Annotated in this window: 14 protein-coding genes; 5 read left to right on the forward strand and 9 right to left on the reverse strand. The window is 66.0% G+C overall.

Annotated elements, in window-relative coordinates; genetic code table 11:
* The 4 genes from AAF184_10685 to AAF184_10700 form a co-directional block, all read right to left on the reverse strand.
* Window positions 1–950, reverse strand: a 950-nt coding sequence (locus tag AAF184_10685) for a MoxR family ATPase (protein MEO0422793.1), incomplete at its 3' end; no start/stop codon positions are given.
* A gap of 27 nt (window positions 951–977) precedes the next feature.
* A complete protein-coding gene (locus tag AAF184_10690; GenBank protein MEO0422794.1) occupies window positions 978–1,676 on the reverse strand; it encodes a DUF4159 domain-containing protein in 699 nt (232 codons plus the stop codon).
* 50 nt (window positions 1,677–1,726) lie between these two features.
* A complete protein-coding gene (locus tag AAF184_10695) occupies window positions 1,727–3,088 on the reverse strand; it encodes a TldD/PmbA family protein (GenBank protein MEO0422795.1) in 1,362 nt (453 codons plus the stop codon).
* A 39-nt stretch (window positions 3,089–3,127) separates the two neighbouring features.
* A complete protein-coding gene (locus tag AAF184_10700; GenBank protein ID MEO0422796.1) occupies window positions 3,128–4,756 on the reverse strand; it encodes a metallopeptidase TldD-related protein in 1,629 nt (542 codons plus the stop codon).
* 274 nt (window positions 4,757–5,030) lie between these two features.
* Between AAF184_10700 and AAF184_10705 the strand changes: the two genes are divergently transcribed.
* The 3 genes from AAF184_10705 to AAF184_10715 all read left to right on the forward strand — a co-directional run bounded on the left by AAF184_10705 (window position 5,031) and on the right by AAF184_10715 (window position 9,280).
* A complete protein-coding gene (locus AAF184_10705) occupies window positions 5,031–6,296 on the forward strand; it encodes a hypothetical protein (protein ID MEO0422797.1) in 1,266 nt (421 codons plus the stop codon).
* Entirely contained in the window at window positions 6,293–6,904 is a 612-nt protein-coding gene (locus AAF184_10710; GenBank protein ID MEO0422798.1) for an ABC transporter ATP-binding protein, read from the forward strand. The genes AAF184_10705 and AAF184_10710 overlap by 4 nt, the downstream gene beginning before the upstream one ends.
* Before the next feature lie 399 nt (window positions 6,905–7,303).
* Window positions 7,304–9,280, forward strand: coding sequence for a hypothetical protein (locus AAF184_10715; protein ID MEO0422799.1), 1,977 nt, complete (start codon window positions 7,304–7,306; stop codon window positions 9,278–9,280).
* Window positions 9,281–9,375: 95 nt separating this feature from the next.
* Here the strand turns inward: AAF184_10715 and AAF184_10720 are convergent, their stop codons facing one another.
* Window positions 9,376–10,296 carry a hypothetical protein gene (locus AAF184_10720; GenBank protein ID MEO0422800.1) on the reverse strand — a complete coding sequence of 307 codons (921 nt, stop codon included), beginning with the start codon at window positions 10,294–10,296 and terminating at the stop codon, window positions 9,376–9,378.
* 117 nt (window positions 10,297–10,413) lie between these two features.
* On the reverse strand, window positions 10,414–11,034 hold the full coding sequence (locus AAF184_10725) for an alpha/beta family hydrolase (protein ID MEO0422801.1): 621 nt from the start codon (window positions 11,032–11,034) through the stop codon (window positions 10,414–10,416).
* Between the two features lie 239 nt (window positions 11,035–11,273).
* On the opposite strand from AAF184_10725, the gene AAF184_10730 reads away from it, so the two are divergent.
* A complete protein-coding gene (locus tag AAF184_10730; protein MEO0422802.1) occupies window positions 11,274–11,678 on the forward strand; it encodes a hypothetical protein in 405 nt (134 codons plus the stop codon).
* Between the two features lie 115 nt (window positions 11,679–11,793).
* Here the strand turns inward: AAF184_10730 and AAF184_10735 are convergent, their stop codons facing one another.
* The 3 genes from AAF184_10735 to AAF184_10745 all read right to left on the reverse strand — a co-directional run bounded on the left by AAF184_10735 (window position 11,794) and on the right by AAF184_10745 (window position 14,685).
* On the reverse strand, window positions 11,794–12,525 hold the full coding sequence (locus AAF184_10735) for a hypothetical protein (protein ID MEO0422803.1): 732 nt from the start codon (window positions 12,523–12,525) through the stop codon (window positions 11,794–11,796).
* Window positions 12,526–12,859: 334 nt separating this feature from the next.
* Entirely contained in the window at window positions 12,860–13,666 is an 807-nt protein-coding gene (locus AAF184_10740) for a WecB/TagA/CpsF family glycosyltransferase (GenBank protein ID MEO0422804.1), read from the reverse strand.
* Window positions 13,667–13,680: 14 nt separating this feature from the next.
* Window positions 13,681–14,685, reverse strand: coding sequence for a DUF3187 family protein (locus AAF184_10745; protein ID MEO0422805.1), 1,005 nt, complete (start codon window positions 14,683–14,685; stop codon window positions 13,681–13,683).
* Window positions 14,686–14,735: 50 nt separating this feature from the next.
* Here AAF184_10745 and AAF184_10750 point away from each other — a divergent pair, with 50 nt between their 5' ends.
* Complete coding sequence (locus tag AAF184_10750; protein ID MEO0422806.1) at window positions 14,736–14,984, forward strand: GlsB/YeaQ/YmgE family stress response membrane protein; 249 nt, start codon at window positions 14,736–14,738, stop codon at window positions 14,982–14,984.
* Window positions 14,985–15,022 lie beyond the last annotated feature (38 nt).

The following is a 15,022-nucleotide window of genomic DNA, read 5'->3' on the forward strand; positions in this document are numbered from 1 at the left end:
GCCACCACGTCGGACACGTCCTTGCCTTCCGCTTCCGCGTGGAAGTTCAGGAGCACGCGATGGCGCAACACGGGCAACACCATGGCCTGCACGTCCTCCTGCGTCGCCCCGTAACGTCCGCACAGGAGCGCCCGCGCCTTGGACGCCAACGCCAGGGCCTGGCCCGCGCGGGGCCCCGCCCCCCACTTGATCCACTCTTTCACCGCTACCACGGACGAGTGCTGGGGCCGCGTGGCGCGCGTGAGGGTGACGATGTACTCGAGCAAGGCCTCGCTGAGGCTCACCTCGCGCACGAGGCCCTGCAGCGCGATCACGACCTCCCGCGCGAGCACCGCGCTCACCGAGGCTTCGCCACCACCCGTGGTGCGCGCGATGATCTCGCGCTCCTCGGCCTCGCTCGGGTAGTCGATGTGCACGTTCAGCAGGAACCGATCGAGCTGGGCTTCGGGCAACGCGTAGGTGCCGGCCTGCTCGATCGGGTTCTGGGTGGCCAGGACGAAGAACGGTGCTTCGAGCACGTGGCTCTCGCCGGCGTAGCTGACGGACCGCTCCTGCATCGCTTCGAGCAAGGCCGCCTGAGTTTTAGGAGGCGTGCGATTGATCTCATCGGCGAGCAACAGGTGGGTGAACACGGGCCCGCGCTGGAAGGTGAAGACGCGCCGGCCGGTGGTGTGATCCTCCTCGAGGATTTGCGTGCCGATCACGTCCGAGGGCATCAGATCTGGCGTGAACTGGATGCGCCGGAAATCCAGCGAGAGAGACTGGGCGAGGGTCTTCACCAGCAAGGTCTTGGCGAGACCGGGCACCCCCTCGAGCAGGCAGTGACCACCCGCTAACAAGGCCACCAGCAACTGCTCGACCACCTCCTCCTGGCCCACGATCACCTTGGCTACGTTCTCCCGCACGCTTTGCAGCTGGGCGAGGAGCGCATCGATCTGCTGCGCACTCAGGTTCGTTGGATCACCCATCGGTAACACTCAGCGCATCAAGGCGTACATGGCGATGTTGACGGCGAAGCGCGTGTTGTCCTCGGCCAGCCAACGCTTGTTGCGGTAGTCGTAATCCCATTCGCAGCCGTAATCCTTGTTGCTGTAGAGCACCCCGACGCGGCCGTCGATCTCGATCGCCTTGAGGTAGTCGTGGACCAGATCGTCGCCCCAGCCGTTGAGCTCGAAGGTGGTGGTCGGAGGACCGTCCTCGAAGGTGAAGAAGCTGCGGTATAGGGGGTGATCGTTGGAAAGTTTGGTGAGCGCCTCGTCGCCAAACAGGCGCGCCATCTGCGCTTCGAAGCTGCGCGCGAAGAGCCCGTCGATGTCGTGATTGCAATCGTCGACGAAGACGAAGCCGCCGTTGCGCACGTAGCGCTCGAAGTTGCGCCCCTCATCCTGGCTGAACTCGACCAGGCGGTGCCCGGCGAGATAGCAGAACGGTGCGGCGAGCATCTCGGGATCGGCGAGGGGCAGCACGTGCTCGTCGGGATCCACGCGCACGCTGGTGTACTCGATCATGGAGTTCAGGAAGTTCGCCGGCATGCGCTGGTCGACATCCCAATCCCCAGACTCGTACATGAGCCGGGTGAGGGAGAAGTCGTAGGCGTTGGCGGCCACGACGTGGGTGCCGGGAACGGCGACGGCGCCGAGCCCGCAGAGTGCTTCGAGGAGCTGCCGCCGAGTCACGCGATCGACGCGGCGCGGGGACGCGCAATCCTGCCCCCGCGCCGCCTGCCTCATACGGCGTCCGAGAGGGAGGAGAAAGTGAACTCGCGGATCTTCATCGGCGGCATCATCACCGGCGTGGTGCTGATGCCGAAGCCGCCGAAGATGTTGCCGCCGCCGATGGTCACGCGCTCCGGCCGTCCCAGCTCTTCGAGGTTGTTGAGCATGATCACGGGGCTCTCGTTGAAGCGGAAGTTCTTCACGGGATAGCGGATCTTGCCGTTCTCGATGTAGAAGGTACCGTCGCGGGTGAGGCCCGTGTACAGCTGGGACTGGGGATCCACCGAACGGATATACCAGGTACGGGTGACCAGCACGCCGCGCTCCGTGTCCTCGATCATCTCCGCGAGGGACTTATCGCCGCCGGTCATGATGCCGTTGGTGGGGTTGGGGATCGATGGGTAGTCGTGCTCCCGGGCCCAGTAGCGCGAGCAGACGACGTTCTTCACCACGCCGTTCTCGATCCACTGCACCGGCTCGACGGGGCGGCCGTCGCCGGACCAGGTGCCCCCTGGGGCGCCCGCGTAGCTCGGATCGGAATAGAGGTTCACGCGCTCGTCGAAGAGCTTCTGACCGATCTTGGTCTTGCCCTCGCCCGCGGAGAGGAAGCTGCGCCCCTCGTCGGCGAGGCGCGCATCGAAGGCGCCGATCATGTTGCCGATGAGGCCCACGCTGGCCGCGGGCTCGAGGATCACCGTGTACTTACCGGGCTCCAGGGCCTTGGCGCCGCGGGAACGCACGGCCTTGTCCAGGGCCACCTCCGACGCGCCAGCGGCGTCGAGCTTGGCGATGTCGTTGGCATCGCGTGTCGCCCAGCCGGACCCTTGACCATCGTCGGTGCGCATGGTGACGGTGAAGTTGGCGTTGGTGGCGCTGTGATAGGCGAACAACCCCTTGTGGTTCATCATCGCCTGGAAGAACGCGGTGTCGTTCAGAAAGCCCGCGGCCGTCGCCTTCTGCTTGACCGCCGGGTTAATGCTGCTGGCGGCCGCCTCAGCGCGTAACGCCGGTTGGATGTTGGCCGTGCGCTCCACGAACGCATCGCTCTTTTCGAACTTGCTCGGCCCCTCCACGCTCACCCATTCCGGATTCTCCGGCGCCAGGCGAGCGAGCTCCTCGGAGCGGCGCACGGCCTTCTCCAGGGATGCATCGTCAAACTCGTTGATGGTGGCGCTGCCGAGCTTCTTGCCGTAGCTCGACTGCACCACCAGCTGCACGTCGTCGACGATGCCCGAGGTGGTGACCTTGTTCAGCGCGTAGCGGATGTTACCGGCGACGCCGCCGGAGAGATTGGCTTCGCATTCCTCCGCCTGGGAGAGCTTCATCACCCGTTCCAGGATCGCCCGCGCTTCGCCTTCGCTAATGATTGCCATGTCCTTGTCGTCCTCTCGAATCTGTTGCGACGGGGCGCGTTAGCCCAGCTTGCGCGCGGTGTTGATCACGTTGACGCCGTCGAAGCGGGCCGTGGAGCTGCCGTGGGACACGGCGCTCACCTGCGAGGGTTGCCCCTTACCGTCGAAGAAGGAGCCGCCGAGGCGATAGTCCGACTCGTCGCACAGGGCTGAGCACGAATTCCAGAACTCCTGCGTGTTCGACTGGTAGGCCACGTCCTCCACCTGGCCGGCGATCTCGCCGTCCTTGATCTCGTAGAAGAGCTGGCCGCCGAACTGAAAGTTATAACGCTGCTGGTCGATGGAGTACGACCCGTTGCCAACGATGTAGATGCCGCGCTCCACGTCCTTGATCATGTCATTGACGCTGTACTCTTGCTTGCCCGGCTCGAGGGAGACGTTGGGCATGCGCTGGAACTGCACGGAGGACCAGCTGTCGGCGTAGCAGCAGCCGTGGGAGCTCTTCTCGCCGATGATGTGGGCCTGATCGCGAATCGCCTGGTAGTTCACCAGTACCCCGTCTCGCACCAGATCCCAACCGCGCGTCTTCACGCCCTCGTCATCGTAGGCGACGGCACCGAGGGAGCCTGCTTGCGTCTTGTCCGCCACGAGGTTCACCAGCTTCGAGCCGTAGTTGAACTTCTTGGTCTCCCACTTATCGAGGGTCGCGAAGCTCGTGCCGGCGTAGTTGGCTTCGTAGCCGAGCACGCGGTCGAGCTCCAGCGGGTGGCCGACCGACTCGTGGATGGTCAGCCACATGTGCGTGGGATCGAGCACGAGATCGTACTTGCCGGGCTTCACGGACGGCGCCTTGAGCTTGGCCTGCACTTCCTTGGCCGCGTTGCTCGCATCCTCGATCATGTCGTAGGAGCGGTTGTAGGTGGTGGTGACGACACGCGTCTTATCCTCTTCGCGCCCGTCGAGGTACTCCCAGCCCATGCCCACGGGGGTGGAGAGGCTGTTGCGCGTGCGGAACTTGCCCGACTCGCGATCGACGCCGGTGGCGAAGAAGGGCGTCCACAGGCGATGCACGTCCTGGTCGACGAAGGAGCCATCCGTAGAGGCGAAGTACTTGCGCTCGTTGACCAGGAACACGATGGAGTTGATGAAGCTCGCGCCGTTGCTCAAGGCGGCGTCGTTCACCTCCATGAGCATGTCGACCTTCTCCTTGATCGGCACTTCCATGGCGTTCTTCACGATCGGCGTGCGCCACTTCACCTCGCCGGCACCCTTGACCGGTGCGAGCTGTACGGGCTCGGTCTGGTACTTGGAATTGGCCTTGGCGATGGCCACGGCGCGCTTCGCCGCGTCAGCAACGGCGCCGGGGCTCAGCTGGTTGGTGGCCGCGAAGCCCCAGGTGCCGTTGGCGATCACGCGGATGCCCACGCCGACGGACTCCGTATTCACGATGTTGTCCACCTGGCGTTCGCGGGTCACCACGAACTGCTGCCGGTAGCGCCCGATGCGGGCGTCGGCGTAGGTGGCGCCGCCCTTCTTGGCGGCCGTGAGGGCAGCTTCGGCGAGGACGGCGGCGCCGACGATCTCGTTGTTCGAGGTCAACTCCTCCGCCTCTACGGCCCGACCGCGCACCGGCAACATGATGGCTGCCATGCCCGCGCTGGACACCTTCAGGAAGTCCCGCCTCTCCATATCTCCTCCCATAGGATGACGCCCGTCTCATGCGGCGTCGTTCGTGAATACCCCTTGCGCCTCGCCGGCCACGGGAGCCCGTGGCGATGCGCGGCGCTCGATGAGCTGCGAGCACTGTTGCTGATCTTGTGCGCGCTTGCCAGCGCTAGGGCGATCGGTGCGACAAAGCTTCCCGACCCCTCGTCCGTGCAGCTCGCCAATCCTGATGCCGCACCGGACTGATTGGACGCGCCGACACCGCCCGGCGGTGCGCTACGCGGTAAGGTGATCGGCGATGACCCATGTCGATCGAGTACTCCTGCGCCTGCTGGGGTTGCCTCTCCAGCGGCGCCTGCTGCCCGCCTTTGCCGCGCTCCTGCTGGGGGTGGGCCTGGCCGACCCCATGATCGACTGGACGATCCTGCGCGCCGAGCTCAGGGCGCAAACTGCCGTGGCCTCGACGCTGCAGATCAGCACCCTGATCGGCATCTGGGTGCTCACCGTCGCGGTGGCCCTCGCGCCTGCCTGGCAGGCGGCGAGTGCCGCGTATCTTGTGCGCCAGCCGATCGGTCGCTGGCGCTGGGTGCGATTCCTGCTGCCCTCGCTGGCACCGGCACTGCTCCCGATCGTCGCGGTGTGGTGGCTGATGCCGCTGGACTCGGTCCCGACGCTGCTCGCCCTGTCGGCAAGCGCCGCCGCGATGATGATCGCCCTCTCTGCACCTCGGCTCGACACCGTGCTTACCGCGGTGCTCGCCTTCATGGTCACCGGCCTCGTGACCTACGGTGCGCTGACGTCGATGCCAGGGCACGGGGTCCTCGCCCTCGCCTCGCTCGCGCTACTGCCTCTGGCCTGCACGGGGCTGCGCGGGCGACGCGCGGGCGCCGGCGCGCGCGCAGGCCAGGAGCGGAATCTCCTGCGCAGCGCCACGCCCTGGATGGCCATCGCCCGTCGCGACCTTCTTTGCATCGTGCGCTGCGCGCCCGGGCAGCTGCGTCAACTCGCCCTCTTCGCCGTGCTCGCCGGTGCCTTCCTGCTCGCGTTGCGGATCAACGGTGGCTTCGCCGGGCGAGACCTGTTCCGGGCGGCCTGCGTGCTCCAGATGTTGGCGTTGCTGCCGCTCTACGACGTGCTGGTGACGCTGCAGCAACATCTCGGGCCCGACGTGTACCGGCGTCACTGGCCCGTCTCCCGCGCCCAGCGCGCGGCAGGTCTGCTGGCCCTCGCCGGACTCGCAGCGGGCCCGAGTAGCGTGGCGATACTGCTGGCGGGCTACGCCATGGGATCAACATGGATAGTACTTTTGCTAACACTGACATTCACCCAGATGCTCGTCCTGGTCGCCCTGTTCACCAACGCCGGCCCGCGCGCCGGCATTGCCCACGGTTGGAGCTTGTGGACGTGGCTCGCGCACACGATCGTGGCCTGCGTTCTAGCGCCTGCGGCTTACGGCGCCGGCGCGCTGGTGGCGGCGGCGCTGGCCTGGCAGCAGTCCCAGCGGGGGCTCGCACGCATCGCCGAGGATGGGGCGCAGGGGCGCCTGCGCGCACGTACCGAATGAGCACGCCACGCCTTCAGGTCAAACAACTCACCGTGCGCTTCGGCAAGGCCTTCACGATGGGGCCCCTTAAGTTCGATGCGGAGCATGGCGTGATCCACCTGGTCGGCCCCAACGGCAGCGGCAAGACGACCGCCCTGCGCGCCATGTGCGGTGAACTGCTGCCAGCGTCGGGACAGGTGCTGGTGGAGGGGGTCGACGTGCACCGGGTGCCGTCCGCGAGACGCCGTATCGCCCTGGTCCCGTCCACGCCGGAGCTGCCACCGTTCCTGACCGTGCGCGAGGCGTGGCAATTCACCTGCTCGCTGCGCGGGGCACCGGCCTGGGATGGCAGCGCGCTCTGCGACGCCCTGGCGCTCCCGCCGCACCTGCCCTTGGGGCATGGCAGTGCCGGGCAACGGCGCAAGGCCGAGCTGATCTGCGCCCTGGCCGGGGATCCGTCGATTCTGCTGTTGGACGAGACCTTCGCTCACCTCGATCGTGATGCAGTGCAGTGGCTGGCAACCTACATCAGCGACGCCGCCCGAGATCGGCTGGTGCTGCTTACCCACCACGGGGAAGCGCCTGTGCCGGTGGCACGCGAGATCCAGGTGGTGGCCGTACCGGAGTGATGGACTCGCCTCAGCCACCGAGCGAGGCAGCTCATGCTGCACCTGCTCAGAGCAGATGCACTGCAGGGCATTCGGCGACTGCACCTTGCCGCTGCAAGGTCATTGGTACCGATTGTGGTGTGTGCCTGAGCGTGTATCGCTGCAACGCAACCAGGTGCACGTCACCGACGCCACGACCTCTTGATCGACGCGCTTCCATACCTGCACAGACAGCGCCGACGACGGCTACCGAATTGCTGCACTAGCGTTATCCCGTGAGCCCAATCGCACAAAAATTGAGCGATATGTTCCCTACGTGCGCATCGGCGTATAGTGGCGGAGCCCGATGTGCTATCGGCATGGGCGAAGATGCCAACTACTAAAGTTCCGTCCCCCAGGGACAGAAGGGGAACACACTCAATGACAATTAAACTACGCAACGCAATCGGCACCGCGCTTGCCGTGGGCCTGCTTTCTGCAGGCGCTACGCAAGCTGCCGAATATGGATCCGCCAAACGATTCGACCGCACCAACCTGACCGCTCCTGAACTGATGGAGCTGCTGCCAGCAGAAGCTCGTCGCGCTGGCAACGAAGCCATCCCCAACCGTCTGAACACGCCTCTCGAGCGCCGTGCACCCACGGACCTCGAGCGTGATCCGCTGGCTGAGGGCGGCGTGAACGGTGGCGTCGCCTCGCCGACTCCAGGCGTCGACTTCATCACGGTTCAAAGTGACGACAACTCCGAAGTGCTCGGCTTCCGCGTCCAGCCGCCTGACACCAACGGCGACACGGGCCTCGAGAACGTCGTGAGCTACATCAACCTCACTTGGCAGGCCTACGACAAGATGGGTAACCCCGTCAGTCCCGCCATGCCTGGCAACACCTTCTGGGCAGGCTTCGGCGGCCCCTGTGAAGCTAACAACAACGGTGACCCCGTTGTGCTTTACGACGAAGAGGTCAACCGCTGGGTCTTCAACCAGTTCTCGCCCAACGAAAGCATTCAGTGCTTCGCCATCTCCGACGGCGAGGATCCGCTGGGTCCCTACACCCGTTACGAGTTCGAAGTCTCGCCGGGCGAGTTCAACGACTATCCGAAGTCGGGCATCTGGCGTACGGCAGACGGCTCGCAGAGCGCCTACACCTACACCGGCCGTCAGTTCAGCCTGCCGTTCTTCGGCGCCCTGGGCATCGACGCGGTCCTGTTCGATCGTGACGCCATGCTGGCTGGCGATCCCAACGCAGGGTTCGTCCGCGAAGCTCGCGTGCCGGGTGGCTTCAGCACCTACGACGGTCTGATGCCGGGTCACATGGACAACGACGCAGCACCGGCCGGTGCCTGCCCGCTGTTCGCCGTGGCCGAAGCGCCGACCCGCTACCGCTTCTTCGAGTTCTGCGCTGACTTCGCCAACGAGACCGGTACGCTCAGCGAGCTGCCGTCCGTGACGACCGCGAACTTCGACGACAATGTCGGTGACGTGCCCCTGCCCGGTGGCGACGCCGTCGACACGTTGGCGTTCTTCACCTACAACGCGGCTAACGCCCGTAACCTCGACAGCAGCGGCCACACGCTGACCCTCGGCCACACCGTGGACGTGGGCGGTGACCGTGCCGGCATCCGCTGGGCGATCCTCGACATCAACGACTACAACAACATCAGCATCAGCGACACCGGCACCTTCGCGCCGAACGACGGTCGCGAGCGCTGGATGGGGTCGGTGACGCTCGATGACGACGGCAACCTCGGCATGGGCTACACCGTGGCCGGCAACGGCACCTTCCCGGACGTCGCCTACACTGGCCGCGAGGCTGGCGACCCCGCGGGCACCCTGCGTGACGAAGTGATCTGTGAGCCCGGCTCGGGCGCGCAGACCGGCGGCGGCGGCCGTTGGGGTGACTACTCCAGCACCACCATCGACCCGGCTGATGGCTGCACCTTCTGGACCTTCCAGGAGTACGTGGTGCAGACCGGTAGCTTCGAGTGGGATACGCGCGCTTGCTCGTTCTCCTTCGACAGCTGTGGCGACGGTGGCGGCGGTGACGATCGTCAGTACTGCATCACCTTCGACAACTTCTGCGATTCCATCAGCGTCGTGAACGGCGTTGGCCAGTGGGATTACACCTGTGACGGCGTCACGCTGGCGGAAGGCGAGCAGCGCTCGCTGACCCAGGCAGCTGAGGCCTTCATCTGCACGGGCGAGTCCTGCCCGTTCGGTCCGGGTGCTGCAGAGGACTGGTCCTTCGTGTTCCGCGGCGGTCTGACGGGTGGTTTCAACCTGTTCAACCTGACCCAGGGCATTCAGTTCCAGGACGGCTCGCCCTACACCGTGTTCCCGGGCCAGACCTGCCCGTTCGGCGCACGTAACGGCAAGCCCGCTCTGCTGAGCCAAGGCCAGTAACGCGTAGGCCTTCGGGCCGAACGTAGCCAAAAAGAAGGGCCCCGGTGGCGACACCGGGGCCCTTTTTTCATGGCTCGCCTTAGCGTGTGGTAAGCCTAACGGCTGGGTGAGGCGCGCCCCTCGCGCAGCAGCAGCACTTCGATCGACTCGATCGCCGTGCGCACCACCTTCGGTGCGTTCGACCCGAGAAACGGCACCAGGGATTGCACATCCTCGGCCGTCCCGTGGTCTGCGATGGCCTCCAATGCTGCTGTCGCCAGTTGGGGCCCGTGCGTTTCCAATGCGAATTGAGGCTCGAGCTCGGCGATCACCTGGCGGCAGGCGTCACGCAACCACCGCTGAGAGCGATCCGGGAACGCCACAGCAGCCTCCAGAAGGAAGGCACGCAGCTCTTGCGTAACCTCAGGGTCGCTCACCACCTTCGCCACTCGCTCGCCTTGGCGGGGACGCATGCTCGCGTGCAGATCCGGGCGCAGCAAGAGTTCCACGACTACCAGTGCGCGCGTGCGCGCATCGGCGCGCGCCATCTGGCGGGTGAGCGCTTCCAGAACGTCGCGGCGATCGGGAGGCACCTCACGGGTAGCTGACTCGAACAGAAAACGCGTGTCGGGTGTGTCCTCGAAGAGCGCAGGATCGCCGAGTCCGCGCACGGTGATCATTCGCGGCCCCTCGGGATCCTCAAACTTCGATTCTCGAAACTGGGGGTCGCTGGTGAAGTAGGAGAAGGCGACGATGTAGGACTGCCCTTCCTGCACGTCGGCAAAGGTCTGCTCGTCCTCCATGCGCAGCACCACACTCTCCTCGACGTCCCCGGCGTAGGCCACCTGGCGCTCGAAGCGCACCTTGTTCGGGGCTATTTTCTCCGCCACCTTGCCGGCCATCACCTGGTTGTAGGGGTTGCCGGTGAACTCGGCTAAGGGCGGTTGAACCGGGCGCGCCGCGTGGGCGAGCGGCAGCATCGCAATGGCGAGGATGCCGAAAAGAGCTGCGAGGGGGGAGCGTCGAGTAGTAGTCACTGCATCTTTCTCCGTGATTATTGGCGTGGCAGCGGCGTGTTGTCTGGGGGCGCATCATAGCGAGATGCGCCGTTGCCAGCATGGGGCGTTGCACCGGCAGGCGGGGTGGCTGTCCGCTCAGGTCAGCTGGCGCAGGAAAGTGTCGATCGCTTCGAGCGCCTCGGTAAGGTTGGCCTCGTGGGTGGTGCCGCTGGCCTTGCGCGGCTTGAGGTCGTGGTTGCCGTCCGGGCACCAATGCACCCGGATCGCGGGCGACAGCGAGTAACTCTCCACCTCAGCCCGGTTGCCGAGGGCATCACGCTCGCCTTGGACGATCAAGGTGGGTGTACGCAGCGCCTCGAGGTGCGCGGTGCGCAAGCGCTCGGGTTTCCCCGCGGGATGGAACGGGTAGCCTAGGCACACGAGCCCCGCCACCTCGAGTTCGTCGGCTAGCAGACTTGCCATGCGCCCGCCCATGGACTTGCCACCGATGATCAGCTGTTGCGCGGGCGCACTCGCCAGATCGACCGCCTCTCGCCACGTGTCCAGCAGCTTCTTCTGGGAACTAGGCGGTCGGCGGCGGCCGTCCTCGCGACGCGCCGCCATGTACGGAAACTCGAAGCGAAGGCACCGATAGCCCCTGGCACCGAGATCCTCCGCCACACCATTCATGAATGGACTGTCCATAGGTGCCCCGGCTCCGTGCGCCAGAATCACCGTCAGCTGCGCCCCCTGCGGGCCGTCCTTCAGGATTTCCATTGAACCATTCTGCCCCCTCGGGGCTACCTACTGGCAAGAGCCGCTGGCCACCCTGTCGACAGCCCCGCACGAAGCGCGACAGTTGACGCCGAATCAGACACTTAAGGTGTGCAGGTGACGGGGTGTGGTCAGGTGGATGGATCTTTTCACCGTTGCGATGGTCAACCTAGTTAACCCTCGAGCAACGTGTGGCAAGCCTTCGGTCGATCAGACGTCGCTTCAAGATGAGAGGAAATCGAATGATGCGGACATCAACCACTTTTGCAGCCCTAGTGACCCTGGCCGCCGCGCTCGGTGTCTCGACGACCACCAGCGCCAGCGAAGCCGTGGACGAAGAGGTGGTCTCCAGCGCCACCTTCGACACCACCGGCGATGAGCTGCAGTGCCTCACCTTGCGCACGATCCGAGATGTGCAGTACCCGAGCGACGATAAGCTCGTGTTCGAAATGCGCGGTGGCGCTCGCTACCTGAATGAACTCAGCGGCGTATGCAACGGTCTACGTAAAGAACGGCGCTTCGATGCCAACGGCGCCAACGTCGGTCGCCTGTGCAAAGGCCAGGTAATCACGGTGACGGACCAGCTTGGCATCGTGCGTGGATCCTGCGGCCTCGGCGACTTCCAAGAGTTGGTGACGAGCCGCTAACCACCACTCCCCTTTCCCCTGCCCCCCTGGCGCGAAAAGGGCGGGCGCGTCTTCCCCTCGACGCGCCCGCCCCTGAGCGGGCACCCGCCCGCGTGCTATCGCCTTAACCAGACGACTACTCGCCGACGCGGGTCTCGATGACGGCCTGGATCGCGTCGCCGTTGCGCGTCAGCACGGCGCGGGCACCGGCCAGCGGGCTGGCGGGATCGGCGAAGCTGTAGACCGCGTCCTCACCTGACTCGCCCGCCCCGAACACGGCGAACTGCACGTCGGCACACAGGTTGTCGCCAGCGAAATAGCCGAGGTTGGGATCGGAGCAGTAGGGATCGAGGAAGTTGGCCACCTGGGCGAAGGCGTCACCGCGCTGGACATCACCGTGGGTGCGCACGATCAGGTGCACCTCCGCCTCCGGGTTGTCCAGGGCTCGGCGCAGGCCCATCGGATCGATCAGGCTCGGGCCTGCCAGGTCGAGGGCCACGCCGGCCTCGCTCTTGTAGAGGCTTGCCACCAGGCGCACGTTGCCGCGCGGGCTGGTCACCGCGCCGGTGCCGTGGATGACGGCGAGGCCTGCCTCCAGGTTGGGACTGATCAGGGCCGGATCGGGGCTGCCGTTGGCGACCGAGTCCAGGTACGCCTGACCGAACACATCCACGCTGCCGCACTGCTCGAGGCCACCGGGATTGAAGGTGCAAGCGTCGGGGCTGTTGAAGATCACCCACCACATGGTGAGGGCCTGCGGCGTCTGGGTGGGCACGGGCACGGCGGCATCGGCCATGAAGGGCACGAACAGGGCAACGGACGAGGCGAAGGCGGCGGCAGTAAGAGAGATGAGCTTGTTGGCACGCATGATGTGTACTCCTATCGACTAACGTGTTTGACGGTTGATTCAGCGAAGCTCGTCGCTTCGTGAGGCCAGTCTCCACGTCAGCCGCTGGGCACACTTGACCGCGGCGTGATCATCCCCTGACGGTTTCCTGACCGTCAGATTTCCCCATTCAAATCAGTCTATTGCAGATCGTTCAGGCGGTGAGTGCCGTTGCGAAAATTCTCGACGGCCTGCGACAGCTCCTCCCGAGAGCACATGACGAAGGGCCGTAGCGGGCCCCGGGCTGGTCCTAGGCCTTGGCATCGACCACGAGGCACGCACTGTGCTCGTGCTCACGCCGTCTTCGTCGCCTGATTCAGTGCGATGCCCCCTTGGTCTGATCATCGTCTCCGCGAGGGTAGCGTCGCAGTCCCATCAGCTCCAACGCCAGGTGAAAGACAAACTGCGGCCCCTGGACCAGGGTGCGCCGCCAGAGCTTGCGCGGCTCCGCGGCCAGGCGCCAGGCCCATTCCAGGCCGAAGCGGCCAACCCAGGCCGGTGCCCGCGACACGCGACCGCTGGCGAACCCGAAGGCCGCCCCCACGCCCATGGCCACCGGCACCTGCAGGCGGTGGCGGTGCTCGGCGATCCAGCGCTCCTGCTTAGGACAGCCCAAGCCCACCCACAGCACGTCGGCCCCGCTCGCGTTGATCGCATCGATCATCGCCTGGGTCTCCTCCGGCGCGAGGGGACGGAACGGCGGCGAACAGGTGCCGGCGATGACGTGGCCGGGGTAGAGGCGCTGCAGGTTGTCCTCGAGGGCATCGAGGGTCTCCTGCGTGTCACCGAAGAAATAGCTTCGGTAGCCCCGCTCGTCGGCACGGGCGAGAAACGCGCGCAGCACATCCGGCCCGGGTACGCGCTCGGGGATGGGCTCCCCCCGCAGGCGCGAGGCGATCACCGGCGCGATGCCATCAGCACAGGAGATGTCGGCGCTATTGATCACACGGCGGAAGCTCGCATCGCGATGGCCTTCCCAGATACCGTGGAAGCCGGTGGCGACCACGTAGCGGGCGCCCTTGTGGCTATCGCGCTCGGCGATCCACCGTTCTATCTCATCGATCGTCTGCTGCAGGGTCAGGCGGTCGACCCCCGCTCCCAGCACGTAAGCGCGCGCTCCCATTCGCTCATTATCCTTCATCGCGAGGTGGCGCCCTGGCGGGTCCATTGCAGCCGGAAAATGACATCCGGGTGGCTCGATACCAACACGTCCTCGCTGAAACCGAAGCGCACGGTGTGGCGCGGGGCCAGCGTGAGGGCGACGCCGACGTGCAGCACGCCGGCCAGGCCGTCCAGGTCCGGCACGTCAGCCTCCACCACGGCGCTGCGCAAATCCAGGCCTGCCCCCAGGCTAACCCGAGGACCGACCCGATAGTCTATGGCGCCGCCACCGAAGCCCGTCCAGGACAGAAGGTCGGCGCCCAACACCTGGCCGTCGCCAAGGCGCGCGATGCCCGCGTGGGCCTGCAGGCGCAGGCGATCGACCGCGAAGGCGCCCTCCCGATGCCAGTGGGCGGTGAGCGAGAGATCCAGGCCGTCGCTGCCGGTCAGGCGCTCGGCATCGCCCGTGGGCAGCTCGGCCCGAAGGCTCAACCAGGTCTCCCCCTGCCCGTCGTCCCGCGCACCGAGGCGCCGCGCCAGCATCAGGCCGACATCGCCTACACTTGAGGTGTCCTCGACGAGGCGGCCCACCGCGATGCCCTGGCGGGCGTACTCGAGGTTGAGCTGACCGCGGGGCACGTCGTCGCGTATCCCATCGGGCAAGCCGAAGGCGCTGTGCCAGGTGTCGATGACGCCGTCGAGCACACCGCCGCCCCAGCTGATCCAGGGCACCTGGGCCCCCACCCGCCAATGCTCGCCGAGGGCCCACAGGCCGGCCAGCTGCAGCTGGGTACTCTCGCCATCGAACAGGTAGGCGTCGAACTCGCTGGTCTGGGTGGAGGCGTGGCTCGCGATGGCGAGGCAAGTGCTGATGCCGGGATCGCTCGGGTCCAGCGTGCTCGGGCCCGCCACGGCCACCAGGCTGGCGATGGGTCCCATGGGTGTGCGGCAGGTGAGCGCCGTCGCGTGGGCGCTCGATCCAACCATCAACAACAGTGACAAGGCGCCGCACGCGCTGGCGAGGCGGGCTAGCATGGTCATCGGGGACGGCCGCTCACTCGGGCGGCATGGGTTAATCAAGGAGGAACACCATGGGTATGCTTTCCTGGGCCCTGCTGGGGTTGATCGTCGGCGCACTGGCCAAGTTCTTGATGCCGGGGAAGGATCCCGGCGGCATCCTCGTCACCATCGGCATCGGCATCGCCGGCGCCTTCGTCGGCGGTTACCTCGGCACCTTGCTCGGCATCGGTGGCGTGGGGGGCTTCGACCTCATGAGCATCGCCATCGCCACCGGCGGCGCGATGTTACTACTGTTTGCTTACCGCAATTTGAAGCGCTGAGAGGCGAGGCCGCTGCGCGGGCGTGGCACGGGTCCGCG

Source organism: Pseudomonadota bacterium (genome assembly GCA_039815145.1).
In the GTDB taxonomy this organism is placed as follows: Bacteria; Pseudomonadota; Gammaproteobacteria; order Steroidobacterales; family JBCBZW01; genus JBCBZW01.